17 protein-coding genes are annotated in these 26,653 nt (G+C 62.3%); 1 reads left to right on the top strand and 16 read right to left on the bottom strand.

The annotated features are described in order from the left end of the window. Positions 1 to 76: 76 nt before the first annotated feature. The 6 genes from yfbR to citZ form a co-directional block, all read right to left on the bottom strand. Positions 77 to 664, bottom strand: coding sequence for a 5'-deoxynucleotidase (gene yfbR, locus FE782_RS16705; RefSeq protein ID WP_138195382.1), 588 nt, complete (start codon positions 662 to 664; stop codon positions 77 to 79). A gap of 5 nt (positions 665 to 669) precedes the next feature. Further along, a complete protein-coding gene (locus tag FE782_RS16710; protein WP_138195383.1) occupies positions 670 to 1,098 on the bottom strand; it encodes a hypothetical protein in 429 nt (142 codons plus the stop codon). A 115-nt stretch (positions 1,099 to 1,213) separates the two neighbouring features. Then, on the bottom strand, positions 1,214 to 2,260 hold the full coding sequence (locus FE782_RS16715) for a DUF3231 family protein (protein WP_238392524.1): 1,047 nt from the start codon (positions 2,258 to 2,260) through the stop codon (positions 1,214 to 1,216). A 183-nt stretch (positions 2,261 to 2,443) separates the two neighbouring features. Further along, positions 2,444 to 3,385, bottom strand: a complete 942-nt coding sequence (mdh, locus tag FE782_RS16720; protein WP_138195384.1) for a malate dehydrogenase — start codon at positions 3,383 to 3,385, stop codon at positions 2,444 to 2,446. A gap of 91 nt (positions 3,386 to 3,476) precedes the next feature. Continuing rightward, a complete protein-coding gene (icd, locus tag FE782_RS16725; protein ID WP_138195385.1) occupies positions 3,477 to 4,778 on the bottom strand; it encodes an NADP-dependent isocitrate dehydrogenase in 1,302 nt (433 codons plus the stop codon). Positions 4,779 to 4,896: 118 nt separating this feature from the next. Then, positions 4,897 to 6,012, bottom strand: coding sequence for a citrate synthase (gene citZ / locus FE782_RS16730; RefSeq protein WP_138195386.1), 1,116 nt, complete (start codon positions 6,010 to 6,012; stop codon positions 4,897 to 4,899). A gap of 220 nt (positions 6,013 to 6,232) precedes the next feature. Between citZ and FE782_RS16735 the strand changes: the two genes are divergently transcribed. Then, positions 6,233 to 7,753 carry a Ppx/GppA family phosphatase gene (locus FE782_RS16735; RefSeq protein ID WP_238392525.1) on the top strand — a complete coding sequence of 507 codons (1,521 nt, stop codon included), beginning with the start codon at positions 6,233 to 6,235 and terminating at the stop codon, positions 7,751 to 7,753. Here FE782_RS16735 and FE782_RS16740 read toward each other — a convergent pair. The 10 genes from FE782_RS16740 to FE782_RS16785 all read right to left on the bottom strand — a co-directional run bounded on the left by FE782_RS16740 (position 7,719) and on the right by FE782_RS16785 (position 26,623). Next, on the bottom strand, positions 7,719 to 8,111 hold the full coding sequence (locus FE782_RS16740; protein ID WP_138195388.1) for a VOC family protein: 393 nt from the start codon (positions 8,109 to 8,111) through the stop codon (positions 7,719 to 7,721). The two genes, FE782_RS16735 and FE782_RS16740, sit on opposite strands and share 35 nt — an antisense overlap. A 1,064-nt stretch (positions 8,112 to 9,175) precedes the next feature. Next, the gene (gene ppk1 / locus FE782_RS16745; RefSeq protein ID WP_138195389.1) at positions 9,176 to 11,311 is read right to left on the bottom strand and encodes a polyphosphate kinase 1; all 2,136 of its coding nucleotides are present in this window, start codon (positions 11,309 to 11,311) and stop codon (positions 9,176 to 9,178) included. 52 nt (positions 11,312 to 11,363) lie between these two features. Then, positions 11,364 to 11,753: an FxsA family protein gene (locus FE782_RS16750; RefSeq protein ID WP_138195390.1), complete on the bottom strand. Its 390-nt coding sequence runs from the start codon at positions 11,751 to 11,753 to the stop codon at positions 11,364 to 11,366. A 3-nt stretch (positions 11,754 to 11,756) separates the two neighbouring features. Continuing rightward, entirely contained in the window at positions 11,757 to 12,185 is a 429-nt protein-coding gene (locus FE782_RS16755; RefSeq protein WP_138195391.1) for an acyl-CoA thioesterase, read from the bottom strand. Positions 12,186 to 12,384: 199 nt separating this feature from the next. Continuing rightward, complete coding sequence (pyk, locus tag FE782_RS16760; RefSeq protein ID WP_138195392.1) at positions 12,385 to 14,139, bottom strand: pyruvate kinase; 1,755 nt, start codon at positions 14,137 to 14,139, stop codon at positions 12,385 to 12,387. 165 nt (positions 14,140 to 14,304) lie between these two features. Beyond that, positions 14,305 to 15,267, bottom strand: a complete 963-nt coding sequence (locus tag FE782_RS16765; RefSeq protein WP_138195393.1) for an acetyl-CoA carboxylase carboxyltransferase subunit alpha — start codon at positions 15,265 to 15,267, stop codon at positions 14,305 to 14,307. Next, a complete protein-coding gene (gene accD / locus FE782_RS16770) occupies positions 15,257 to 16,129 on the bottom strand; it encodes an acetyl-CoA carboxylase, carboxyltransferase subunit beta (RefSeq protein WP_138195394.1) in 873 nt (290 codons plus the stop codon). The genes FE782_RS16765 and accD overlap by 11 nt, the downstream gene beginning before the upstream one ends. 48 nt (positions 16,130 to 16,177) lie before the next feature. Then, positions 16,178 to 16,366: a glutamate decarboxylase gene (locus tag FE782_RS16775; RefSeq protein ID WP_138195395.1), complete on the bottom strand. Its 189-nt coding sequence runs from the start codon at positions 16,364 to 16,366 to the stop codon at positions 16,178 to 16,180. 498 nt (positions 16,367 to 16,864) lie between these two features. After that, complete coding sequence (locus FE782_RS16780) at positions 16,865 to 17,536, bottom strand: S1 family peptidase (protein ID WP_138195396.1); 672 nt, start codon at positions 17,534 to 17,536, stop codon at positions 16,865 to 16,867. A 36-nt stretch (positions 17,537 to 17,572) separates the two neighbouring features. Continuing rightward, complete coding sequence (locus FE782_RS16785; RefSeq protein WP_138195397.1) at positions 17,573 to 26,623, bottom strand: chitobiase/beta-hexosaminidase C-terminal domain-containing protein; 9,051 nt, start codon at positions 26,621 to 26,623, stop codon at positions 17,573 to 17,575. Between the last annotated feature and the right edge of the window lie 30 nt (positions 26,624 to 26,653).

A 26,653-nucleotide genomic window follows, 5' to 3' on the forward strand; every position in this document is an offset into this window, starting at 1 on the left:
TCTATCATATCATATCGCGCGGCATGAAAAGAACCGCAGCGCGCGTCTTCCCCGACGCAAGCTGCGGTTCTCTTCCTTACGGTTCGGTCCCGACGATCTCGTCGAGCGTCTTCTCGAACGACGGCGCCATCGTCGTCAGGAAATAGTCGACCTCCGGCATGTTCAGCTTCTTCAGCGACGCCTCGAGTTGCGCCTTGGCGACCGCGAATTCGCGGTTGCCCGCCGTCAGCTCGGACAGCGCCTTCAAGTACGCGTCGAGCAGGTCGGCGGCCTTGACCCAGACGTACAGCGCGTCGTCGTGCCCGTGCACGAGCGGCTCGTACACGTCCCGGAGCGGCTCCGGAATCATGCGGACGATGGAATCGGCGGCCGCCTTCTCGATCTCGCGGAAGCTGCGCCGCACGTCCGGGTTGCTCGCCTTGACGGGGGCGGCCACGTCGCCGACGAACACCTCGGTCGCGTCGTGAAACAGCGCCATCGACACGACGCGATCCGTCGGCACCGCCTTGCCGAACGCCTCGTTCGCGATCGTGCACAGCAGATGAGCCAGCGCCGCCACGTAATACGAATGGACGGCGACCGACTCCTTATGCGTGTTCCGCATCAAGCTCCAGCGGTCGATATAGCGAAGGCGGTACAAATACGAGAAAAAATGGCTCTCCATGCAGGTTAGATGATGTCCGAATAATACATCAGGATCAAGAGGACGAGGACGAGAAGGGAAGCGACCCCGCTGAACGTCGACAGCTTGGATGCGTCCTTCGCCGCGGCCGCCTTCCCTTCGCCGCCGTTCGCGATGATGCGCTTCAGCGGACCCGCGATCATGCCGGACATCGCGCCGAGCGCGACGAACAAGACGATGACGACGATCATCCACGGAACGCTGACGCCCGCCTTGCTGATGAGGTATCCCCCCGTCAAAAATTGCACGATCAAGAGCCACTGTCCGATCCGATTCAGGCCGAAGATGCCTTTGGCGAAGCCGACCTGCGCATGCGGATCCAGTCCCGACAGCCTCATCGCGACGAACGGCAGCAGCAAGTAGAAGCCGACCGCCAAAGAACCGAGAACGTGCAAAAACAATACAAACTCGACCATATTCGTATTTCCTCCATCCGTTGCTAGAATGTTCCAACCTCAAGTATAGCTTATCCTATACTCGTTTACCAACGGGAAGAGACGATTCGGAGGCTTAGAGCTTCTTGGGGAGGGATCACTTTTTTTCCAGCAGCGCGTCGCGGTCGATGGCGCCGGGCGGCTGTTCCATCCAGCCGTTCTTGATCATGAGGTTGACCCCGTCTTCGGCGAGCAGTCCCATCTCGCCGATCAGCCTCGAGTATTGCACCGCCAAATCCCGCCGCTGCGAGACCGACAAGCCTGCCCCGTAGAACGCCGCTGATGCGGAGAGGAGCGTAACCACATGAAAGAGCATCAGCTTGTCCGAGAAAGCGGGCGTCGTCGAATTCGTCACTTCGGACTCCCATTTTCTCGGCGGGGGAAGATCGTCTTCGGCCAGCCGCTGCTCCAGAACCATGAACTGTTCTTGACAGAGCTGCACGGCTCGTTGCATATATTTGCGAACCTCGTCGGACTGGACGACTTGGCTGAACGCCATCTCCAAGACGGTCTTCAAATCGACCTTTATCATATTGTAAAACACGCTGCCGATTTCGATGGCGTTCAGCGGTCTTTCCCTGCCGAACCAGCCGGCCAAGTAGTTTTGCTTCTCGACGAAATCGACGGTTTGCGGCGCGTGAAGAATCGCCGGACGGACATAGAGTCCCTTCCTCACCATCGCGTCCACGACTCGATCGAACAGCTCCGCCGTTTCCGCATTGCATTGTTTGAAATATTCGCGTTGGTCTCGCCGCGCCGAAGTGGATAACGCGCCGGCGTAACTCGTCAAACCGAGCAGGGCCATGACGAAGAAATAATTCAACAGAAAGTCGTCGGAAAATAGCGCCGGAGCGCTCGGGTTAACGATATCCTCTTCGGTAAACCCTTTCGGAATCGCATAGCCTTCCTGACTTAAGAACTCCTTCGACTTGCCGACATGCGTCTTCGACAACTCGAGCGCCAACTCCAAAATGGAACGGACCTCTTGATCCCTAGCGTTCGTAAGGGCATGGGTAATGAAACAAATCGCTAAAGTGTCATTCGTATATTGAGTCCAGAGATTCGCGACCTCGGCCGACGTCAGCCTCGCGCTGTTTTCGATCGGCGGTTCCGTCCGGAGCTCCGTCTCAAGGTGTATAGACATGTCGATTCATTGCCTCCTTAAATTGAAACCGAGTCCTTCGCGCACGCGGTCGCCTTGGCTAGCTATTATCATGGGTAGTTCTCGGAATGTTATACATAAATCTCCAATGGAAAAAGGCCGCCCCCGGAGCAGCGAACTGCTTCGAAGGCGGCCTCTTCCCGTCCGTCCGCGCCCGGCGAACGGTTAGCCTTGCACGATCTTAATGACATTGCGGACCGATTCCGCGGACTTGTCGAGCGCCGCTTTCTCTTCCGGCGTCAGCTCGATCTCGATAATTTTCTCGATGCCGTCCCCGCCGAGCACGGTCAGGACGCCCATGAACAAATTCTCGTACCCGTACTCGCCTTGGAGCAGCGCGATCGTCGGCAGAATGCGCTTCTTGTCCTTGAGAATCGCCTCCGTCATCTGCACGAGCGAAGCCGCCGGCGCGTAGTACGCGCTGCCGTTCCCGAGCAGGCCCACGATCTCGCCGCCGCCCGTGCGCGTGCGCTGCACGATCGCGTCGATCCGCTCCTTCGGGATGAGCTTCTCGATCGGCACGCCGCCTACGGACGTGTACCGCACGAGCGGTACCATGTCGTCGCCGTGACCGCCGAGCACGACGCCGACGACGTCTTCTACGGAGACGTTCAGCTCCTGCGCGATGAACGTGCGGTAGCGCGCCGAGTCCAGCACGCCGGACTGGCCGATGACGCGGTTTTTCGGAAAGCCGAGCGTCTCGTTCGCGACGTACGTCATCGCGTCGACCGGGTTGGACAGGATGATGACGTACGCGTTCGGGCACTTTTCCTTCACTTGCTCGCAGACCGACTTCACGATGCCCGCGTTCGTGCTCACGAGATCGTCTCGGCTCATGCCCGGCTTGCGCGCGATGCCGGCCGTTATGATGACGATGTCGGAGCCCGCGGCGTCTTCGTAGCTGGACGTGCCGACGATGTTGCTGTCGAACCCTTGCACGGGGGACGCCTCGAGCATGTCGAGCGCCTTGCCTTTCGTCGGGTTCTCGAGCTGCGGGATGTCGACGAGGACGACGTCTCCGAGTTCCTTCTGCGCGAGCATCAATGCCGTCGTCGCGCCGGTGAAGCCCGCGCCTACGACCGTGATTTTGTTGCGACGAATCGTCATAAGTTAATTCCCTCCTAAAATAGTACATATGGAAAATCGGGCAAATAAAGAACATCGCTGTTCGATATTTGCCCGATCGATGAAACCGATATTAGCCCATGTTTTTGATGAGAAGGTTCGCGAACTCGGACGTCTTCACTTCCGTCGCGCCTTCCATCAGGCGTGCGAAGTCATACGTTACCGTCTTATCGGCGATCGTCTTCTCCATGCCCTTGTAGATCAGGTCGGCCGCTTCCAGCCAGCCGAGGTGCTCGAGCATCATAACGCCGGAGAGCGTTACGGAGCCCGGGTTCACGACGTCGAGACCGGCGTACTTCGGAGCCGTGCCGTGGGTCGCTTCGAAGATCGCGTGACCGGTGACGTAGTTGATGTTGGCGCCCGGCGCGATGCCGATGCCGCCGACTTGCGCCGCGAGCGCGTCGGACAAGTAGTCGCCGTTCAGGTTCAGCGTCGCGATGACGTCGAAATCGGTCGGGCGCGTCAGCACTTGCTGCAGCGCGATATCCGCGATCGCGTCCTTCACGATGATCTTGCCTGCCGCTTCCGCAGCCTTCTGCGCCGCGTTCGCCGCGTCCGCGCCTTGCTCTTCCTTAATGCGGTCGTATTGCGCCCACGTGAACGTCTTGTCGCCGAACTCGGCTTCCGCCAGCTCGTAACCCCAGTTCTTGAACGCGCCTTCCGTGTACTTCATGATGTTGCCCTTGTGCACGAGCGTTACGCTCTTGCGGCCGTGCTTGATCGCGTATTCGATCGCCGCGCGCACGAGGCGCGTCGAGCCTTCCTTCGATACCGGCTTGATCCCGATGCCGGACGTCTCCGGGAAACGGATTTTCTTCACGCCCATCTCGTTCTGCAAGAACGAGATGACCTTCTGCACGTCCGCGCTTTCCGCTTGGTACTCGATGCCCGCGTAGATATCCTCCGTGTTTTCGCGGAAGATGACCATGTCGACGAGCTCCGGACGCTTCACCGGCGAAGGTACGCCCGCGAAGTAGCGAACCGGACGCAAGCAAGTGTACAAGTCGAGCTCTTGGCGCAGCGCGACGTTCAAGGAACGGATGCCGCCGCCTACCGGCGTCGTCAGCGGACCTTTGATCGCGACGATGTACTCGCGAATCGCGGTCAGCGTATCGGCCGGAAGCCAGGAGTTATATGTATTGAACGCCTTCTCGCCGGCGAACACTTCGTACCATGCGATTTTCTTCTCGCCCTTGTACGCCTTCTCTACTGCCGCGTCGAGGATGCGCTTGGACGCGTTCCAGATGTCCGGGCCCGTGCCGTCGCCCTCGATGAACGGGATAATCGGGTGATTCGGGACGTTCAGCTTGCCGTTCGCGTCGATCGTAATGCGTTCGCCTTCCGTCGGAAGGGCGTATTGTTCGAATTGTACCATCTTGATTGTTCTCCTCCTGATTTACGATAATGTTCTTTCATAAGCGGAGCGGGATATTCGACGGCCTCGCCGTCGAACGTCCCGCCCGCGCCGCCGTCGCTGCGTGTCCGTTCGCGTCTTACTTCCGCTGTTCGATCGGCCCGACCTTCTGATTCGTCGGGCCGACGTACTCGGCGCGCGGACGGATGAGACGGTTGTTCTCGTATTGCTCGAGAATGTGCGCCGTCCAGCCCGATACGCGGGAGATGGCGAAGATCGGCGTGAACAAGTCGCGCGGAATTTCGAGCGCGGTGTACACGGATGCGGAGTAGAAGTCGACGTTCGGCTTCAGACCCTTCTGCCCCGTGACGATGTCTTCGATTTGAATCGACATCTCGTACCACTTCATATCGCCCGTCAGCTTGCCGAGCTCGCGGGACATCTTCTGCAGATGCTTCGCGCGCGGATCGCCGTTCTTATAGACGCGGTGACCGAAGCCCATGATTTTCTCTTTCTTGTCCAGCTTGTCCTGAACGTACGCTTCTACGTTCTCCATGCTGCCGATGTCTTCGAGCATCGCCATGACGGCTTCGTTCGCGCCGCCGTGCAGCGGTCCGCGAAGCGCGCCGATCGCCGACGTCACGCCGGAGTACATGTCGGATAACGTCGCGACCGTGACGCGCGCCGCGAACGTCGACGCGTTCAGCTCGTGGTCCGCATGAAGGACGAGCGCCTTGTCGAGCGCTTCGATCGCGACCGCGTCCGGCTCTTTGCCGGTCAGCATATACAAGAAGTTCTCCGCTACCTTCGCTCCCGCCTTCGGCGCTACCGGCTCGAGGCCTTGGCGAATGCGGGCGAACGCCGCGACGATCGTCGGCAGCTTCGCCTGAAGGCGAATCGCGATGCGCTTGTTCGTGTCGATGTCGAAGTCGTGCGCTTCGGCGTCGAACAAGGCGAGCGCCGATACCGCCGAGCGGAGCGCCGCCATCGAGTTCGCTTCTTTCGGGAAGCTGCGCAGCAAGTCGACGACTTGTTGCGGGATCGAAGCGTTGTCGCTAAGGTCTTTCAGTAAGCCGTTTAATTCCTCGCGGTTCGGCAGTTTGCCGTTCCAGAGCAAGTATACGACTTCTTCGTAGCTGGCGTTCTCCGCCAGGTCGTCGATATCGTAACCGCGGTACGTGAGGACGCCGTCTATGATGGAACTGACCGAGGATGTCGTAGCGACGATGCCTTCGAGCCCTTTGGTGACCGTCATGGGTTACACGCTCCTTTTTCCGTAAAGATCATGATTTCTATTGCAGCATCTTATTTCCATGATACCGGACTTGATGCCAGAAGGAAACAAAATACGGCATAAAACTTCATTATCACGATCATAAAGCATTTTTCGCGAACATTTCCTTCCCGCGCAAACTCGGTTACAATATTGCTAATGTTTGCTCCGCCGCACACGAATTTCGAGGAGGATGGCGCTCATGGAACGCATCGGCATCATCGACATCGGCTCCAACTCGATCCGTCTAGTCGTCTACGAATGCACGGCGTCTGGCGCGTACCGCGTCATCGACGAAACGAAAGAATCCGCTCGCCTCAGCGAACGGCTGGATAAGGACGGCCGCATCGCGGAGAGCGATATGCAATACATTACCGACACGCTTCGACGGTTCCAGCTGCTGTGCGAGCACCATGGCGCTTCGCGCATTCGCGCCGTCGCGACCGCCGCCGTGCGCAACTCCCCCGACAGCGCGGGAATCGCCCGCGAGCTGACGGAACGGACGGGCCTCGCCGTCGAAGTGCTCTCGGGCGCCGAGGAAGCGCGGCTCGGCTTCCTCGGCATGATCAACGCCATCGACATCAAGGACGGCTTCGTCATCGACATCGGCGGCGGGAGCACGGAAGTGCTGTTGTTCCGGGACCGCGCCGTCTTGAAGAGCGTCTCGTTCCCGTTCGGCGCCGTCAATACGATGAAGCGGTTCGGGAAGAACGGCGACATCGACGAAGCCGGCGCTCAGGCCATCGTGCGAATGGTCGAAGACGCCGCGCGGGACGAACCGTGGATCGCCTCGGCGCCGGGCTTGCCGCTCGTCGGTCTCGGCGGCACGATTCGTACGTTATGTAAGGTCGATCAGCGCGATCGCAAGTACTCGCTTCCGATCACCCATCATTACCAGATGACGGAGCAGTCCGTGGACGACTGGCTGGCGCGGCTCGCCGGCGCGAAGCTCGAGCAGCGCAAGCGAATAGAAGGACTTTCCAAAGACCGCGCGGACATTATTGTACCCGGCCTGCTGATTCTCCATACCCTGTTCCGCGTAAGCGGCGCATCGCATTACGTGATCAGCGGCTCGGGGCTTCGCGACGGCGTCTTCTTCGAGACGTTCCGTCCGGACGCGCCGCAGTTCACCGACGTTCTGGAGCACAGCGTGCACAATCTGCTCGCCCTGCACCCATCCGTCTCGCTGAAGCATGTGCTGCATGTGGAGCGGCTCGCGATGAAGCTGTTCGCGGACTTGACCGAGGAACACGGCTACGGCGGACGGGTCGGCACGTACTTGCACGTCGCCGCTCTCTTGTACCGGATCGGCATCTCAATCAATTACTATAACTACTACAAGCATACCTACTACTTGATGGCGCACTCGCGCGTGAACGGCTTGACGCATCGCGAGATTCTGTTATGCGCCTTGATCGCGTCGTTCAAGAGCGAGAAGCGGCTGAAGCCGCTGTTCGCGGCGCATCGCGATCTGCTCGCCGAAACCGACTTCGGCTTGATCGTCCGGCTCGGCGCGCTGCTGCAGGTCGCCGTCGCGCTCGACCGCAGCGGGACGCAGCCGATCGCGACGCTGTCCGCCCGGGCGATCGGGCGGGAGCTGCGCCTCGCCGTGAAGCCGCGGCGCGCGTGGGACATCGAACGGCGCGAGCTGCAGTCGCTGACGAAGGATTTCGGCAAGTCGTGGGGCCTTACTCTGCAGATCGTCGAGTCGCCGTCTCCATAAACTCCAACCGGTTCCCGAAGGGGTCGTTCGCATAGAAGCGGACGACCCCTTCGTCCGCTCTGGCGTCGTCGTCGATCACCGAGACGCCGCTCTTCGCGAGACGCTCGCGCAGCGCGTCGATCCCGGCGACCGCGAACGCCGGGTGCGCCTTCGCGGCCGGCACGAAGTCCGCCTGCACCCCGACATGCACCTGATGCCTTCCGCATTGGAACCAGACGCCTCCGCGCCCTGCGAGCGCTTCGGGCTTCGGCAGCTCGTTCCAGCCCAGGGTGCCGGAGAAGAACGTACGCGCCGCTTCCTCGCATCCCGCCGGCGCGGCCAATTGAATATGGTCGATGCCCTCGAAAACGAATGTCATGTCGGGTCACCCCTTCGTTTCATTTGGTGAAACTGTGTTTCATAAAGTATACCACAATTTTTCCCGATGCAACATCACTGGCGGCACAATCGCCTGCCCGCATCCCGCGTTCCCCCGACAAACCGCCGCCCCCGGCACCTCCGCAGAAACGAACTGCTCAACATTTGATCCCATTTCGCTTAACTGCTCAAATTTTGACACGATCGCGCGCCCGCATCCCGCGTTCCCCCGACAAACCGCCGCCCCCGGCACCTCCGCAGAAACGAACTGCTCAACATTTGATCCCATTTCGCTTAACTGCTCAAATTTTGACACGATCGACCGCCCGCACTTCGCGTTTCCCCGCCACAACGCCGCCCCCGGCACCTCCGCAGAGACAAACTGCTCAAAATTTGAGCTCATTTCGCCCAACTGCTCAAATTATGACACGATCGACCGCCCGCACTTCGTGTTTCCCCGCCACAACGCCGCACCCGGCACCTCCGCAGAGACAAACTGCTCAAAATTTGATCCCATTTCGCTTAACTGCTCAAATTTTGACACGATCGTCCGCCCGCACTTCGCGTTTCCCCGCCACAACGCCGCCCCCGGCACCTCCGCAGAGACAAACTGCTCAAAATTTGAGCTCATTTCGCCCAACTGCTCAAATTTTGACACGATCGTCCGTCTCCGTCCTATGTTGCTCTGCCATCCGCCGCAGACGAGAAAAATATAAGCTCAAATTTTGAGCTTATTTCGACCAATAACTCAAAATTTGACACTATCGCCCGCACACGGACTCCGTTCCTCCCGCCACACCGCCGCCCGCCCGCCACCATCCTCGAACATAAGCTCAATTCTGAGCTTATTCCGACGAATAAGCGCATATTTGACACTATCGCCCGCACACGGACTTCGTTCCTCCCGCCATACCGCCGCCCGCGCCGCCACCAGCACGAAAATAAGCTCAAGCCTGAGCTTATTGCCGCGAATAAGCGCATATTTGACACTAAGCACGGCACTTCCATAACGCAGAAAACCCGCTCGGCCACGACACTGCCGAGCGGGTTCCCCCTCGAAACAACCTACCGCACCTTCCACTTCTCGATCTTCAGCGCCTCGAATTGGCTTCGCAGCGGCGCACCGCCGCCCTTCACCCTCGCGTACGCGCCGCTCGAGAGCAGCTCCCGCGCCTTGACGTTGTCCCGGAGCGCCAGCTCCAGCAGATGAATCAAGCTCTGCCGGATTTTCCGGTCGAACACCGGGCACATCAGCTCGATCCGGCGCGTCAAGTTGCGAGTCATCCAATCCGCGCTGGCGATGTACACCTCGGGGTCGCCCCCGTTTTCGAAATAAAACACCCGCGAATGCTCGAGGAACCGGTCCACGATCGAGATGACGCGCACGTTCTGCGACAGCCCCGGCACGCCGGGACGCAAGCTGCAGACGCCGCGCACGATCAGCTCGATCTTCACGCCCGCTTGGCTCGCCTCGTATAAGACGTCGATGATCTCCTGATGCGAAAGCGAATTGATCTTCGCCACGATGCGCGCCGGCTTCCCCGCCCGCGCGTTGTCCGCTTCGCGGCGAATGAGCCGGAACAGCTGATCGCGCAGCCCGTTCGGCGCCACGCTGAGCGCCTTCCAATCCCGCGGCGCCGAGTAGCCGGTCATCTCGTTGAACAACGCCGACGCGTCCTCGCCGATCACGGGATGCGACGTAAACAAACCGACGTCCGTGTACAGCTTCGCGGTCGCGTCGTTATAGTTGCCGGTGCCGACATGGACGTACCGGCGCAAGCCGCTCGACTCTTGCCGGACGACGAGCAGCAGCTTCGCGTGCGTCTTCAGCCCGACGAGGCCGTAGACGACGTGACAGCCCGACTGCTCCAGCCGGCGCGCCCACGCGATGTTGCGTTCCTCGTCGAACCGCGCCTTCAGCTCGACGACGACCGTCACCTGCTTCCCCGCCTCGGCCGCCTGCTGCAGCGACTGCACGAGCAGCGAGTTGCCGCTCACCCGGTACAACGTCATCTTGATCGCCAGCACCTTCGGATCGTGCGCCGCCTGCGTGACGAAGTCGGTGACCGCGTCGAACGACTCGTACGGGTGATGCACGAGCACGTCCTGCTTGGTGAACGCCGCGAACAGATCGCCGCCCGCCTTGCCCTCCTCGTCGACGAGCTCCTTCGGATAGACGGGCTTCACCGGCGGATACCGGAGCGCGTCGTACCCCGGCAGCGTCGCCGCGAACTTCATCAGGAACGTCAGGTCGAGCGGACCGTCGTACACGAAGACGTGATCGTCGACTTCGAATTCCTCCTGCAGCATCTCGAGCGCGTACGGGTGCATGCCTTTCTCGATTTCGAGACGGACGGGCGAACCCCAACGACGTTTGCGGAGCTCCTTTTCGATTTCTTCGAGCAAGTCCTCCGCGCCTTCCTCGTTGAGCGTCATATCCGCGTTGCGCGTCAGACGGAACGAGTGGACGGCGATCGGCACGTATCCCGTAAACAACGAATGAATATGCCGCTTGATGATCGTCTCCATGAGGATGAATTCGAGCTTCTTGCTGTTTTGCCGACGGGGCAGCTGCACCGTCCGCTGCAAAATCGAAGGCACTTGCACGATCGCGAAATACGGTTCCTCGTCGATGTCGCCGTCGCGTCGCAGCACGACCGCGAGGTACACGCCGAGCGTATGCACCAACGGGAACGGACGGCTCTGATCGACCGCCATCGGCGTCAATACCGGGAACACGATGTCGTGGTAGAATCGGTCCATCGCCGCGCGCTGCGTCGCGTTCAGGTCGTCGTACTCCGAGACGCAGCAGATGCCTTCCTTCGCGAGCAGCCGCATAAGCTCCCGATACGTTTTGTATTGATCGTGCACAAGCTCGCCCGTGCGCTTCATGATACGCTTGACGAGGCCGGAAGGCGTATAGCCGGAGAAATCCTTCTTCTGATAACCCGCCTTGATCTGATCGATCATGCCCGCGACCCGCACGCTCATGAATTCGTCGAAATTCGACGAGACGATCGACAGAAATTTCACCCGCTCCAGCAGCGGCGTATCCGGGTCCTGCGCTTCCTCCAGCACCCTCCGATTGAATTGCAGCCAGCTCAAGTCGCGATTGACGTAGCGATTGCTTACATCCCTAGCCGCATGGTCTTTCTTGGTCACGCCGTACCACCCTCCGCGCCGAATCCTGTTCACCTTCATCGTACCGCTTCTCCCGACTCCAATCATGTTAAGGTTTTGTAAAGACGCGAATTTATCGGAAGAATCGCAGCTCGCCCCGGTCGATCTTCCGTTTGATGAACTTCAAGAGCGCTCCTTTGAAAAAGAACCTCGTCCCCGGAAACACCAGTACGATCCCGAGCGCATCGCTCAGGAACCCGGGGGTCAGCATCAACAAACCGCCGGCGAAAATGCAAATGCCGTCCAGAATCGACGACGTCGGAACGATGCCGCGCGACATTTCCATTCTCGCGTATTCGAGCACGCGGCGGCCTTCGCGCTTCGCGAGATACGCCCCGGCGAAGCCCATGACCACGATCAAAGCGAACGTCTGCCAGCCGCCGATCAGCCGCCCCGTCTCGAGCAAAATCCAAATCTCGAGCGCGGGAACGAGCACCATCAGGAGCACCAACCATCGGAACATCGATTATTCCCTCCTCTCGGCGGCTTGGGACAACGCCTCGTAGATGTCGGGGGCCGCCTTGGACAAGCGCACCGGCTTCCACTCGCGGTCGACCCACACATGCGTGGACGTGCCGGCGACAAGGAGTCGATCCGGTTCGTCCGCGCGCGCGATTTCGTATTCGAACGACAGGCGCACCGGCCCCAGCTCCTTGATTCTGCACCGGACGACGACCTCGTCGTCGTAGCGGGCCGGGTGCTTATACTGAATCGTAATGTCGACGACCGGCAGCAGCAGCCCCCGCTCTTCGATCGCGCGGTATGCGAAGCCGTGCGCCCGCGTCCAGTCGGTGCGCGCGATCTCGAACCATGTTAAGTAATTGCCGTGATAGACGACGCCCATCGCGTCCGTCTCCTGATATCGCACCCGGACCGTTACCTCATGCCAGGACATGCTCCGCTCCCCTCTCCTTCGCCGACGACGACAAGGGCGGCGCCGGACGGCGCCGCCCGAGCAGCGTGCTTGTAAGTCGGTATATATTTAGAGATCAGACTGAACTTGCTTCGTTCGCCCCTACTCCCTGATCTCGGAAGAAAACCTTCCGCTTAACGACGTACCCGCTTCCTCGCCATTGCTTCGATAGGGGTTATTCTTATAATACGTTCGACTTGCCGGAATAAATGACTCCGAGTTCCGCGTATACGGACACTTCCGCGCCTTCCTGCAAGAGGTTCGTCGCGTCTTTCACGCCGACGATGACCGGCATGCCGAGGCTGAGCGCCACGACGGCCGCATGCGACGTAATGCCGCCGGATTCCGTAATGATCGCGGACGCGCGTTCGAACGCCGGCACATAGTCCTTATCGGTCGAGATCGTCACGAGAATGTCGCCCGCTTGCGTCTTCTCGAGCGCTTCCTTCGCGCTCCGCGCGACGACGACCTTGCCGCTAGCGCTCTGCGTGCCGATGCCTTGGCCCTTGGCGATCATCTGGCCGATCTGATGGATCTTGATCAGGTTCGTCGCGCCCGATCGGCCGACCGGCACGCCCGCCGTAATGACGACGAGATCGCCGTGGTGGACCAGACCGCTGCGCTGCGCCGCCGAGACGGACATATCGAACAGCTCGTCCGTATTCGCGGCTTCCTCGCCCTTCACCGGGAACACGCCGAACACGAGGTTGAGACGGCGCATGACGGACTCGTCCGGCGTGACCGCGATGATCGGCGCCTTCGGACGGTACTTCGATACCATGCGCGCCGTGTAGCCCGACTCCGTCGGCGTAATGATCGCCTTCGCGTCGAGGTCGAGCGCCGAGTTGGCGACCGCCTGCGAGATCGCTTCCGTCACGCTCGTCTGCTGCGCGTTCGCTTGGCGAAGGAAAATTTCGCGGTATTCGAGCGCGGATTCCGCCCGCTCGGCGATGCGCGCCATCGTCTGGACCGACTCGACCGGGTACTTGCCCGCCGCCGTCTCGCCGGACAGCATCGTCGCGTCCGTGCCGTCGAAGATCGCGTTCGCCACGTCGCTGGCTTCCGCGCGCGTCGGGCGCGGCATGCGCTGCATCGAATCGAGCATCTGCGTCGCCGTAATGACCGGCTTGCCGGCGCGGTTGCACATCTCGATCATCCGCTTCTGCACGAGCGGCACTTCTTCCGCCGGAATTTCTACGCCGAGGTCGCCGCGAGCGACCATCAAGCCGTCGGACACCTCGAGAATTTCGGCGAGATTGTCCACGCCTTCTTGATTTTCGATCTTGGAGATGATCTGGATATGCTGCGCGTTATGCTCTTCGAGAATGGCGCGAATTTCCATGACGTCGCTCGCCTTGCGGACGAACGAAGCCGCGATGAAGTCGATGCCTTGCTGAATGCCGAAGCGGATGTCCGCCGCGTCCTTCTCCGTAATGCCCGGCAGGTTGATGCGCACGCCCGGCACGTTGACGCCCTTGCGGCTCTTGATCGGACCGTTGTTCACGATGCGGCAGACGATATCCGTGCCCTTGATCTCCTCGACGCGCAGCCCGATGAGGCCGTCGTCGATCAGGATCGTCGAGCCGACGTGCACGTCTTGCGGCAGCTGGTTGTAGCTGACCGGCACGCGGTTGCGATCGCCTAAAATCTCTTCGGTCGTCAGCGTAATCGTCTCGCCTTGCACGAGCTCGATCGGCTCTTCCTTCAGCTTGCCGAGGCGGATTTCCGGCCCCTTCGTATCGAGAAGGATGGAAACCGTCTTGCCGAGCTCCTCGCGAACCTTCTTAATGTTCGTGATGCGTCCGCCGTGCTCTTCGAAATCTCCGTGCGAAAAGTTCAGCCGAGCGACGTTCATGCCGGCGAGCACCAGCTTCTTCAGGTTTTCCGGCGATTCCGATGCGGGGCCGATCGTACATACGATTTTTGTCTTGCGCATGGTTTTTGCTCCTCCCTATTTACCAACACATTACTGCTTTTATCTACAACGTCGGAAGGGTTGTCCCCTCCGGCGAATCGAACGTTCGTATACTCATAAGAATTCTAAACGCACAAAGAACGCCGGGATGTGAGCTTCGTCACGCCGGCGATCCTTTGCTGCAGGTCAACGCGGGATATAAGTAAACTTTCCAATTTTCCGGAATTTATGATATCGATCCTCGCGCAGCTGCTCCGGCGTCATCTTCATCAGCTCCTGAAGATGCGTCCATACGGCTTCCTTGATGCTAGCCGCCTGTTCGGCCACGTCGCGGTGCGCGCCGCCCTTCGGCTCGGGCACGACCGTCTCGACGATCTCGAGCTCGAGCATATCCTTCGCCGTGATGCGCATCGCTTCCGCGGCTTGGTCCGCCTTGGAGGCGTCCTTCCACAGAATCGAGGCCGCGGCGTTCGGAGAACTGACGGAATAGATGGCGTTCTCGAGCATGAGCACGCGGTTGCCCACGCCGAGCGCGAGCGCGCCGCCGCTGCCGCCTTCCCCGATGACGACGCAGACGATCGGCACGCCGAACCTCGCCATCTCCATCAAGTTGCGCGCGATCGCTTCCGACTGATTGCGTTCCTCGGCGGCGCCGCCCGGGTACGCCCCCGGCGTGTCGATGAACGTAACGATCGGCCGGCCGAACTTGTCCGCCTGCCGCATGAGCCGCAGCGCCTTGCGGAACCCTTCCGGGTGCGGCATGCCGAAGTGGCGCGCGATATTGTCCTTCGTGTCCTTGCCCTTCTGATGCCCGACGACCGTCACCGGCACGCCGTTCAGCTTCGCGATGCCGCCGATGATCGCCAGATCGTCGGCATACATCCGATCGCCATGAAACTCGATGAAATCCGTGAACATATGCTGGACGTAATCGACCGTCGTCGGTCGCAGCGCGTGCCGCGCCAGCTGCATCCGCTGCGCCGGCTTCATGTCCGCGTACAGCTCTTGCTCGAGCCTTGCGTAACGCTCCTCGAGTCTGGCGATTTCGTCGGCGAAGTCGATCCCGCGTTCGGCGCTGAACGCCTTCAGCTCGTCGATCTTCTGGCGAAGCTCCACCAAAGGTTTCTCGAAATTCATCTCACCCGGCATCGGACGTACCTCCCCTCACCGCGTGCAAGTCGAGCAGTTGGATTAATGTTTGGCGCATGTCCTTCCGGTGCACGACCTTGTCGATCTGGCCGTGAGCCAAGTCGAACTCCGCCGTCTGGAAGTTTTCCGGCAGCTTCTGGCGGATCGTCTGTTCGATGACGATGCGGCCGGTAAAGCCGACGATCGCGCCCGGCTCCGCGAGAATGACGTCGCCGAGCATCGCGAAGCTCGCCGAGACGCCGCCGAGCGTCGGGTCGGTGAACACCGACACGAACAAGCCGCCTTGCTCGCTGTGCTTCTCGAGCGCCGCGGACGTCTTCGCCATCTGCATGAGACTTAAGATGCTCTCTTGCATTCTAGCTCCGCCCGACGTGGAGAAGATGATCAGCGGGTAGTTTTTCTGGGTAGCCTTCTCGATCGCTCTCGTGATCTTCTCGCCTACGACCGATCCCATGCTGCCGCTGAAGAAATCGAAGCTCATGACCGCAAGCACGACGGGAAATCCGCCGATCGTCCCTTCCCCGGTCACGACGGCGTCCAACAGTCCGCTCTTCTCCTGCTGCTGCTGCAGCTTCTTCGCATAACCCGGGAACTCTAGCGGATCTTCCGAAATCATGTCGGAGTCGTACTCAAAAAGACGGCCCTCATCCATCGTCAGCTCGACGCGCTCGTAGGCGTTCAGCTTCTGGTGATGCCCGCAGGAGGCGCATACCTTAAGGTTCTTTTCGACCTCTTTGCTGAATTGAATGTGGCCGCATTTCGGACATTTATTCATTAATCCTTCAGGGATCTCATGTTTGGCATTCGGAGAGGGAATCGTGGCGTATTTCCGTTTATGCGAAAACCAGTCTCTTACGTTCACAAGCACACCTCACAGAAGCGAAATTCGTTGCATGCGGCAAGCCCGCAATTACATATGAAGAATGGTCGTCAGCACTTCCTGAACGTCGCCCACTTCGCCTTCGGGGACCAAAATCTCGAACTGCTGCTTCGTCAAGTTGATCGGTCGGACTTGTACCAGAAACCCTTCGTCCGTCAGCTTCTGTCGGATCCGTTCCGCGATTTTTGCCGTGGGAGCGATATAGATGACCGTCCACATGGTGGCAACCTCCTGACGCGTATTAAAGCCTGTACCAAAATCGGGCGCGTTCCGCCCGTATGAAGGTAAATGATAGCATAAGCAATGAGAACATCATAGCATAACCGTTGAATTTCGGGCAAGGAAGCGACCTTCCGTCGCGGGAAGGCCATCGTACGGCCGATGCAAAGAAGGCGGCTTCGGCCGCTGCGAGCTCAGGCTCGGCATGTCCGCGTCAGGCATGTCCGTTAACCATTGTATGCCGTTCGAACGCCGATATGTCTCTGCGCGAATGCAGCGAATTCCGTCGCCTGCGGAACTGCAGTTATTTAGCGCGCTTCCCGCCCGAAACCCTTAGATTGCCTGCACACTTCCCTTTCTACCGCGAAAAGGCGCCTTCTGCCGACCGAATACCTGCATTTTTCGCATCTCGTCAGCAGCGTCAATCCTTCCAGAAAACGCGAACAGAGGGTCGCCCGGCCGCGAACGGCGGCCGGGAACCCTCTACGCGCATTTTCCTTACTCGTCGGCAGCAAGGAGCTTGCGAATCTCCTCGATCTCGACGCCGAGATGAATGTTGTTCATCGTCCGGAGCGAGCCCGAGACGATGCCCGCGATACGCCCCTCTTCATCCACGATCGGACCGCCGGACATGCCGCTCGCGATCGCGGCGGAGACGAGCAGCCGATCGCGGCCGTTGATTTCCGCGGCGGGATTGTTGACGATCCCTTCCGTGATGATCGGCGTTTCCTTCAGCGGGTAGCCGATCGCGAACGCCTTCGCCCCGAACGCCATCGGGTCCGCGCGAAGCTCCATCGCCGGATACGCGCTTTTGCGCTTCGGAAGCGCCAGCACTGCGGCGTCCTTGCTCTCGTCGTATGCGACGACGGTCACCGGAGAGACGCTCGTCCCGTCCGGAAATACCGCCTCAAGCCGGTCCGCCCCCTTCACGACGTGATAGGCGGTGGCCGCCGCGCCTCCGGCGGATAGGACCACCCCCGTCCCGGTCGTGCGGACGCCTCCGTCCGCGTTCAGCGCCCGCAAGTAAAACACGGCGGCCCCGGAACGGCGGTAGACGCTCTCCGCATCGTACGTCAGAGGGGCGTCCGCCTCCGCGCCGGCGGTCCAATGGAGCGCGATCCCGGTAATCAACGCCAGGAACGCGCATATCGTCAGCAGTTGCTTCTTCACGGAGTCCCCTCCTTGAGTTGTCGACCTATACGAATGTTACTTCGAAGCCGCCATGATGTCGGCGTAAGCCCAGTGGTTCGGCGGCAGATCTCCGTAGGAGGTCGTCGCGCCCTCTCCCTTCGCGCGGATGCCCGCGATTCGGTTAATGAGCACGACCGCTTCCGCCCGGGAGATGCTGGCCTCCGGCTTGAACGTGCCGTCCGGGAAGCCTTTCACGTAGCCCGCCTTCGTAAAGGCGTTCACGTACTTTTCGGACCAATGTCCCCGAATGTCGCTCAACTTCGTCTCGCCGGCCTCATCGATCGTAAGCTTCAGCAGTCTCGACAGGACGACGATGAACTCCGCCCGCGTCATGCCGCGTTCGCCTCCGAACGTCCCGTTCGGATATCCTTCGATGATGCCGGCCGAGGCGAAGAACGCGACCAGCGCTTCGTCGCCTTGGTGCACGTCGTCGAACAGGCTGCCGACGCTCACGTCTTCCATGTCGAGCAGCGGCGCGAGCACGTTCACGAGCTCGTACCGGCTGATCGCTTGATCCGGCTTGAATTCGCCGGTGGCGTAGCCGCCGATGTATTTCACATTTTCGACATCGGCCTTCAGCTCGTACTTCGCCGGCACCGGATCGTAATGATACGTGACGACCTCGTCGCTCTTGTCCGTGATGACCTTGATCGTCATCTTGCCGGTAATGATCAGCTCGCCCGCGTAGCGCGGGCTGTTCATCGTCGGCGTGCTGCCGTCGGTCGTGTAATAGATGATTTGTCCCGGAGGCGCCGTCAGCGTCAGCTTGCTGTTCTTCGGCACGGCGGCCGGCTCGCCCGCCGGCACCGTCGTCGAGCCGATGCTCGCTCCGACCGTCGGTTCCTTCGGAGTCGGCGGAATAAAGCCGCCTCCGCCGAAGCCGCCTCCCCCGGCGACTTGCTTCGCGAACGTCTGGGACAAGACGGCGCTGTCTTCCTTGCCGTCCGCGACCGCGATCGCCTTCAGCGTCTTCGTTTCGGTCAGGACGATCGGCGCCGCGTACGGCGTCGAATGCTCGTCCGGGGTACTGCCGTCCAACGTATAATAGATGATTCCCGTCGGTTCCGTCGTACGCAGCGTCACCGTCGCCTGGGTCGCGAACGTCTTCTCGCCGCTCTCGACCGTCGGCGCCGCCGCGACCGCGTCGTACTTCAGGACCGGAGCGTTCAATGCTGCGACGCGGGTTTCCCCGTTCATCGCCGCGGTCAACCGCGCGATGCCCGTCGTTAATAGCGTGCCGATGCGCTTGCCGGACGCGTTCCGAATGTTCGCTGTTCCGGCGTCGGCCGTCCAAGCGACGGAGGCGCCGCCCCCGAGCTCGAATTCGCCGCGGACCGCATGCGCCGCGTCCTTGTCCGCGAAGACGATCGCTGCGGCGCTTACCTTCGAGGCCGCGGTCCCGCCGAACGTCTTCAGCTGCGGATAAGAGCCTTGCGCAGCCTGCCAGAAGGCGCCGTCGAAGCCTTGCGGCAGCGTCGCCGAGGCGAGCTCGCGCGCGAGCAGACCTCTCGCGCCGGCTGCTCCGCCGCCGCGGACGCGGGAGCCGTCCGTCAGGAAGTACGCCGTATCGTTCTTCAGCATTTGCCGGTTGAACGCGGCGTCCGCGATGACGGCGCCTGCGTTCTTCTCCCCGGCGATGCCGCCGAACGACGTGACGCCCGTCGCCAGCTTGCCGTTCGCGCCGGCGACGACCGTCCCTGCGCCGTACGCCTGGCGAATCCCGCCGTCCGACGCGCGTCCGGCGATGCCGCCGGCCCATGCCTTGGCCGTACCGGACGCCTGCACGGCGCCCGTCGCGTACGCGTACCGAATGTCGCCGCGGTTCACGCCTGCGACGCCCCCTGCGGACGCCTCGTTCGCGACGACGGCGACGTCCGCGAACGAGAACGATTCGGCGATCTCCCCGCCGCTCTCGTTCGCGCCCGCGATGCCGCCCGCGGCGATCGCCGCGGCGGCGTCGTTCCCGCCGACGCCGCCGCGGGCGAACGACTTCTCGATGCGGCCCTCGTTCGCGCCGGCGATGCCGCCGACGTTGCCCGCGCCGCCGATCGAAGCGTTCGCCGAGACGCCGCTGACGACCGCGCCGTATCGGTTGACGCCGACCGCCGCGCCGACGTTCGCGCCGCCCGCGAAGCTTCCCTGCAGCTCGACGTTCGATATCGTGCCGCGGTTTTCCGCAATGAAGCCGTTCGCCGCCGCCGGGGCCGCGACGCTCCGGATGCCCGTTACTTTATAACCCTGGCCGTCGAACGTTCCCGTCCACGCGTCGAACGGAATCCAAGCGATACCCGTCATGTCGATGTCCGCGCCGAGCGTAACGGCGGCGATCCCCGGCCGCGCGGCCGCGGTACGATCGAACAAGCGGTAATACGCCAAGCCCGTGTCCGCGTTGTGCAGCTTAACGGCCGCGGCCATCTGCTGCCCGGTCCTAACGACGAGCTCGCTTTCGTCGTACAAGCTGAAGATCGAAGAGTCCGGCTCCAAGTTCCAACCTGCGAACGCCGCGTACGCGCCGGACGCGTCCCCGGCCGTCGCCTGCGCGGTCCCGAGATTATGGCCCGCCGCGCCAGCATCGGCGACGAGATACGACGAGAGCGTAACGTTCCCGTCTCGGAAGTTGTATCCGACGAAGCCGCCGCGATACGCGTTCGCGCCCGATACCGTCGTCGTCAACGCCTGCACGTTCGCGAACGATTCGATAATCGCGCCGTCGTTGAAGCCGACGAAACCGCCCGCGTAGGAACGCGTCGCATGGTTGACGCCCTTCGTGACGACTTGCGCCGGCGCCGCGAACGCGCGTCGGATCGTCGCCCCGCGTTCGATCTCTCCGGCGAAGCCGCCGCTTCTCGTGTCGTACCCCGTGTTCGACACGGACCCCGTCGCATACGCATCTTCGATATCATAGCGATCTACGGAGCCGGCGAAGCCGCCGACGATGGAGCCCGTAATGCCGCTGACGTTCAATTCCCCGGTCGCGTATGCCCGGCGCACGGCGCCGGAAGCGCCCGTGGCGTCGCCCATCATGCCGGCGAAGCCGCCGACGTAGATCGTATTGTCCTGATTATTGTCGGCGAGCGCGATGTCGCGCTTCGCGTACGAGTCCATGAACGCCGTATGATCCGCCCTGCCGACGAAGCCGCCGACATGCGCGGCCGGCGTCAAGCCTGGCTTCGTAACGGCCGCTCCTACGACGATCGGCGAGCCGATCGTATGCGCATAGTGCATCTCGCCCCCGGCCGCTTGCCCGGCGACGCCGCCGACGCGATACACGCGGCTGTCGCTCGCATCGACCGGCGTCGTCGCCGTCGAACGGACGACGATGCCGTCCGCATACCCTGCGAGGCCGCCGACCGCGGCGATCTTCGCGCCTTCGACGGTCAGTGCGGACGAAGCTTCGACGTGATACATCGATGCGTTCTCGAGTCGTCCGATCGCGCCGCCGACGTACAAGTCGCCGCCGTGATCGACGCCGGTCGCCCGGATGCCCGTCGTATGCGCCTTCGCCTCGTAGAGACCGGGATAAAACGGTAGGATTCGACCGAAGTCGAACCGCGCGTCCCGATTGGTCGCGCGAACGATGCCGGCGATGCCGCCGACCGAGCTGACGCCGGTCTTCGTCGTCGCGGCGATGTCGGTCGACGCATCCGTCCGGAATAGGATCGAATCCAACGCTTCGCCGACGATGCCGCCGGCGACGACGCGTTCCGCCGCGACGTCGATCGTCGCGCGGAACGTCGCGTCTTGAAGCGCGACGCTCGTCATCGTGCCGGCGATGCCGCCGACCGTCGCCTGCGCGCCGTTCGGCTGCGCCGCGAAGCGAACGCCCGCGACGCCGACGCGCTCGAGATCGTACGCGTCGACGCCTTGACCGGTCTTCGCGCCGATAAGGCCGCCGATCGTGCCGTTGCCGATCAAGTGCGGTCCTGCGACGGAGGAGGACACCGTAACGTCGCGCAGGACGTTGCCCGCAAGCGACTCGCCGGCGAACGCGCCGAGCGTCGAGCCCGCGCCCGTCGTTTGCAGCGTGCCGCCTTCGAAGACGACCGTTCCCCGTTCGACGACGCCGGATACGTATCGTCCGACGTAGCCGCCGACGACGTTGTTCGCGCCCGTCGCGGAGATCGCGTAGGTCGGAACGATCTCGATCGCGAAGTCCCGGAGGTCGCCGCTTTGCTTACCGATGACGCCCCCGACCGTCGCGTCTGCGTACGAGCTGCCGACGCTGCCGCCGGACGAGATCAACGCGAACTGACCCGGCTCCAGCGCGCCCGAATTGTCGCCGATCGCGCCGCCGACGATCGCCCCGTCGCGGGACGCTTCGATCCGCGTGCCTTCGGCCATCCGCAGCGTCAAGTTCTTCATCGTCTTCGCATTGACGCCGATGAGTCCCCCGACGGTGCCGCCCGCGACCTTCGCTTCGTTCAATAGCTTCACTTCGACGTTCGCGACTTCGCCCTTATTAAGAGCTGCGACGGCGCCCGTCGCTTGCTCCCCGACGACGGAGAGCGGCTCGAGGACGATATCCTTCACGAGCCCTTCCTCGCCGATCACCCCGAACAAGCCGGAAAACGCCTGCCCCGGAACGACCGTCAATCCGTCGATCAAATGCCCGTTCCCTTCGAACGTGCCTTCGAAGGCGTTCGCCTCGGCGTTGCCGATCGCGATCCATTGATTCGATTGAATATGGATCGGGTTCGCTACGCGAATCGTGCGACCTTCGAAGTCGAACTTCTCGACGCCCGGGAACGTGCCGTTGACGATCGCGGCGAGTCCCGCCAGCTCCGCTTCGGTTTTGATCTCGAAGAAGATCGAGCCCGGATCGCGCATGTACCAGTTGATGTTCGCGTTGACGTCGTTGCCGACGCCGCCGCCGGAATTGGCCGTCCGAATCAACTCGGGGTATTTGTAGACGGCGTTCAGCGAGCCGTATCGCCACGTGTTTTCGAAATCCCACCCGGAGAGGCCCGGGAAGAAGGTTCGATCCTGCAACGCCTCGTCAAGGATCGTGGCGAGGCGCGCGTGCACGTTCAGCCAGCGGTGGTCGCCCTCCGCGAAGTCGGGCAGATCCTTATTGATGAACTTCGCTTCGTCCTTCAGATAAAAAGCTTTCGACAGAAGCTCCTTGCTCGCATTGTCGTACCGTCCCGCGAAACCGCCCGCGAACGACGTCGCATGCGAAGCCGTCGCTTGACCCGCGGAATACGCGGTGGAGACGAATCCGTTCGCGATGCGCCCGAGGAACCCGCCGACGTAAGAACGTTCTCCCGCGGCGGCGACGGCGCCCCCGGCGTACGAATTCGAGATCGTTCCGGACGCTTGATCGCCGACCAGACCGCCGACGTTCGTGAACGCGCCTTGCGCCGTCACCTTCGAATTCGAATACGACTTGTCGATCGCGCCGGTATTTCGGCCGACCAGACCGCCCAAGAATACGGCATTGCCGTTCGCGCCGACGGCGCGCCCGACGACGTCGATATCGACGTAGGAAGCCAAGACCTTGCCTTGGTTGGCGCCGACCAGACCGCCGCCCAGGGTGCCCGTCCCCTCGATCGTCAGGTTTGCGTTAGAGTACGTATAGTATAACGTGCCGCTTGCCGCGTTGACGCCGGCAAGCCCGCCGACGGTGCCGTTGCCGCCTTTGGAGATGACCGAAATTTTATCCGGAATGCTGTTGTTCGCGATAAGACTCCGGTTTTCCCCGACCATACCGCCGGTGACGGCGGCAGGCGACAGCGCTTCTACCCTGCCGACGATCCGGTTGTTTTGCAGCGTGCTGACCGCCGTCGCCGGCGCGAGAATCGGATCGCTCGCCTGTTTATCGTTCAGGCCGATCATGCCGCCGATCGTCGCCGGCGTCGCCGACGCGTTCGCTTTCACATACAAGTCGGCCGCATAGTTGTTGACGAGGAACGCTTCGCCGGAGCTCAGGTTGTACCCGGCGATGCCCCCCGCGATCGCGTTCGTCCCGTTCAAGATGACGTTCGACTTGCTCGACGTGATTCGAGCGATTTTCGTCTCCCGGTTATGTCCGACGACGCCGCCCGCTTCGACGGCGTTCGCCGCCGGCGTCGACGACAAGAACAAATGCAAGACGTTCGTCTCGCCGCCGCCTTCGATCGCGCTGTTCTCGGCGCGGCCGGCGATGCCGCCCGCGGCGGTTTGCGGCGACTGTACCCCGATCATCGCGTAGTCGCTGGACGTCACCGTCGTCACGACCGGACGGACGATGTCCGTCGCCGACGCGAAGCCGACGATGCCGCCGACCTTCGCGTTCGCCGCCCCGGCCAGGGCCGTCAAGATCGGGTCGAACGAAGCGTTCGACGCGACGTCCGTAATCGAGGCGCGCGCGCCTCCGTTCGCCTCGGAACGGCCTACGGCGCCGCCGAGCTCGCTTCCCGCGCCGGATGCGCTCAAGACGACGTTCCGCGCTTCGCTGTCGCGCAAGGCGCCGACGTTGCGTCCCGCGACGCCGCCGATCTTCGCGTTCGCGCCCGTCGCGGCGATCGTCGAATCCGACGCGAGACCTCGCTGCGTCGATCCGGACACCTCGCCGTACAAGCCGCCGACCATGACGCCTTCGGCGGTCGCTTGGAACGCGCTGTCGCTCACCGTCACGTCCGGCGTCGCGCCGGCGACCGTGCCGACGGCGGCCGTCTGCGCGCCGGCGAGACCGCCGACCTTCGCGCCGGCCGACTCCGCGTAGAACGCGCCGTTCGTCACGGCGACGTAGACGCCGGAAGACGCGTTGGTCCCGATCGCGCCGCCGGCGACCGCTTGCGCGGCCCGCGCGCGAAGAACGATGTCGCGGACGGTAATCGGAACGCCGACCTCGCCGATGCTCGCGTCCGCCGTCAACGCGCCGGCGAGACCCCCGAGCGCGTACCCGGTCCGATCGGCCGCGTTGGCGAGCTGGATGTTCGTCACGGCGCTCGCCGTCAAGGCGAAGACGCCCTCGTTCGCGCCGACGATGCCGCCCGCCGTGAAGCGGTCGACGCCGCCCGCCGCCAGCGTCACGGATTCGTCCTCTTCCGAGCCGACGACGCCGGCGACGCCGACCGCCGCGCCGCGGATCGCGCCTTGCGCCTTGCCCGCGACGCCGCCGGCGAAGCCGTCGACCGTCCGCGACGTCAGCGACGCATACGCCACATTCGCCGTATCGACGACGCCGTCGCCCATCAGTCGCCCGACGACGCCGCCGACAGTGCCGTCGGCGGACAACGACGCGAACGTATCGGCCGTATTCCCTACGGCGGACCTGGCGATCGTGCCGCCGACCGACGTACCCGCGATGCCGCCGGCATAGCTGTGCGCGCCGCCGCCCGTCGACGTCAGCGTTCCCGAGAAGGAGGCGTCGTTCACGGCCGCGTTCGCCGCGTAGCCGACGATCCCGCCGACGCTCGCCGGCGTCTCCGCCGTCGCGCCCGTCGCGGCGACCGTAATCGCGGACGCGAACGACGCGCCGTCGATCGTCTTATCGATCGCATCCGGCGCCAACGCGCCGATGAAGCCGCCCGTGTACGCCTTGCCGATGCCCGTCACGTTCAACGCGCCCGCGCTGTAGACGTTATTGCTCGGCGTGCCGTTCGTGCGCGCATACGCGACGTTGCCCGCCACGCCGCCGGTGTAGAGGCCCACCCCGCCGGTCACCGTCACGGTTCCCTCGTTGCCGTAAGCCGACGGCGACTCGTTGTCCAAGAACACCCGATCCGAGGAAGAACCGATCAAGCCGCCGGTATACGCTTCTTCCGGCTTCCCGGCATGCATGCCGCCGGATACCGCGATCGGCCCTGTGTTTTTCGCTTCTCCCGCGAAGGTAACCGAGGCCGCCGCCCCGCCGATCAACCCGCCGGTATGAACCTCGCGGCTGCCCGTCGCCGTAATGGCCGTGCCGTTCGTATACGATCCATCCCAAACGAATGGGGTTTCGATATACCCCACCAGGCCGCCGGTATATACGTTGACGCCGCCGTTGTTCGTCACCGCCGCCGCGTTGGCGAAGCCGGCGGCGAGCCGGTGTTCCTTAGCGATCGCGCCGATCAAGCCCCCGGCGTAGGAGCCTTCGGCCATCGGCGCTTCGATCGCAACCGGACCCGCGTTCGTCGTATTGGTCGAAAGCGTAAGATCTCCGTTCACATAACCGATCGCTCCGCCGGCATAATTAATCCGGGCGGCCGACACCGTAACGGCGCCGGAGTTCGAGATCGGCGTCGCGTCGCCGTCCATTGCGATCGAACCGAAGACGTAGCCCGCTATGCCGCCGGCGTACGCGAGGCTCGCCGCGTCGCCGGACGCCGATACGGCGCCGTTGTTCGCGACTTTCTTGATCTGAAGCCCCCGCGGCGACTCGCTATACCCCGCGATGCCGCCGACATGGACGACCCCGCCCGAGGTCGCCGACGCCGAAATCGCGCCGAAGTTGTTCGAGTTGGAGATCGACCCTTCGCCCTTCCCTACGATGCCGCCGACGTAAGCGGGATGACCGCCGGTCGTAACGGTCGTCGGGATCGAGCTCGTGATGTCGTAAACCGTGCTAATGCCGTTCATATAAGCGACGGCCGCGCCGGCGTACACCGCTTGCGCGACGCTGGCGGCTTGAATGCTGCCGGTGCTCGTGAAGTGGATGCCCCCTGCCGTTCCGCCTTCCATGAAGCCGATGAAGCCGGCGAACGTCGCTTCGTTCGAAACGTTCATGCCGCTGATGTTCACGGAGCCCCCTACTGTCTTGGGGATGATCGCCCCCTTGAACGGGGTGCCCGGCGTCCCGATCGGTATCCAGTCATGCGCGGACAGATCGATGTCCCCGGCGATCCCCAGCGTCTTGCCGGCGAAGCCGTTCGCATAACCCTCGTTGACCAGCTTCGCGACGCCGGCCAGCTCCGCCGCGGTCGTAATCGTATAACTCGGATATTCCGCGTACGACGGATCGCCTAGATACCAGTCCGTATCCGCGTAATCCGTCCAGTCGTCCGCGCCGGCGTACGTCAGGTACATGCCGGAGCAAATCGCCGCGACCGCCAGCGCCAACGCGAATCCGAGCTTATAGAAGGTGGATTGCTTCCTTGCCATTGTTATATCGCACCGCCTCGATTTGTTTAG

The organism is Paenibacillus antri (assembly GCF_005765165.1).
Taxonomy (GTDB): Bacteria; Bacillota; Bacilli; order Paenibacillales; family YIM-B00363; genus Paenibacillus_AE; species Paenibacillus_AE antri.

Coding starts and splice junctions, on each gene's coding strand:
- FE782_RS16710 (WP_138195383.1), bottom strand. CDS start 1,098: ATGGTCGAGTTTGTATTGTTTTTGCACGTTCTCGGTTCTTTGGCGGTC.
- FE782_RS16775 (WP_138195395.1), bottom strand. CDS start 16,366: ATGTGGACGGTCATCTATATCGCTCCCACGGCAAAAATCGCGGAACGG.
- FE782_RS16740 (WP_138195388.1), bottom strand. CDS start 8,111: ATGACATTCGTTTTCGAGGGCATCGACCATATTCAATTGGCCGCGCCG.
- FE782_RS16765 (WP_138195393.1), bottom strand. CDS start 15,267: ATGCCGGGTGAGATGAATTTCGAGAAACCTTTGGTGGAGCTTCGCCAG.
- mdh (WP_138195384.1), bottom strand. CDS start 3,385: ATGACGATTCGTCGCAACAAAATCACGGTCGTAGGCGCGGGCTTCACC.
- FE782_RS16755 (WP_138195391.1), bottom strand. CDS start 12,185: ATGTCCTGGCATGAGGTAACGGTCCGGGTGCGATATCAGGAGACGGAC.
- yfbR (WP_138195382.1), bottom strand. CDS start 664: ATGGAGAGCCATTTTTTCTCGTATTTGTACCGCCTTCGCTATATCGAC.
- ppk1 (WP_138195389.1), bottom strand. CDS start 11,311: ATGAAGGTGAACAGGATTCGGCGCGGAGGGTGGTACGGCGTGACCAAG.
- icd (WP_138195385.1), bottom strand. CDS start 4,778: ATGGTACAATTCGAACAATACGCCCTTCCGACGGAAGGCGAACGCATT.
- FE782_RS16785 (WP_138195397.1), bottom strand. CDS start 26,623: ATGGCAAGGAAGCAATCCACCTTCTATAAGCTCGGATTCGCGTTGGCG.
- citZ (WP_138195386.1), bottom strand. CDS start 6,012: ATGACGGTCACCAAAGGGCTCGAAGGCATCGTCGCTACGACATCCTCG.
- FE782_RS16715 (WP_238392524.1), bottom strand. CDS start 2,260: ATGTCTATACACCTTGAGACGGAGCTCCGGACGGAACCGCCGATCGAA.
- pyk (WP_138195392.1), bottom strand. CDS start 14,139: ATGCGCAAGACAAAAATCGTATGTACGATCGGCCCCGCATCGGAATCG.
- FE782_RS16735 (WP_238392525.1), top strand. CDS start 6,233: ATGGAACGCATCGGCATCATCGACATCGGCTCCAACTCGATCCGTCTA.
- FE782_RS16750 (WP_138195390.1), bottom strand. CDS start 11,753: ATGTTCCGATGGTTGGTGCTCCTGATGGTGCTCGTTCCCGCGCTCGAG.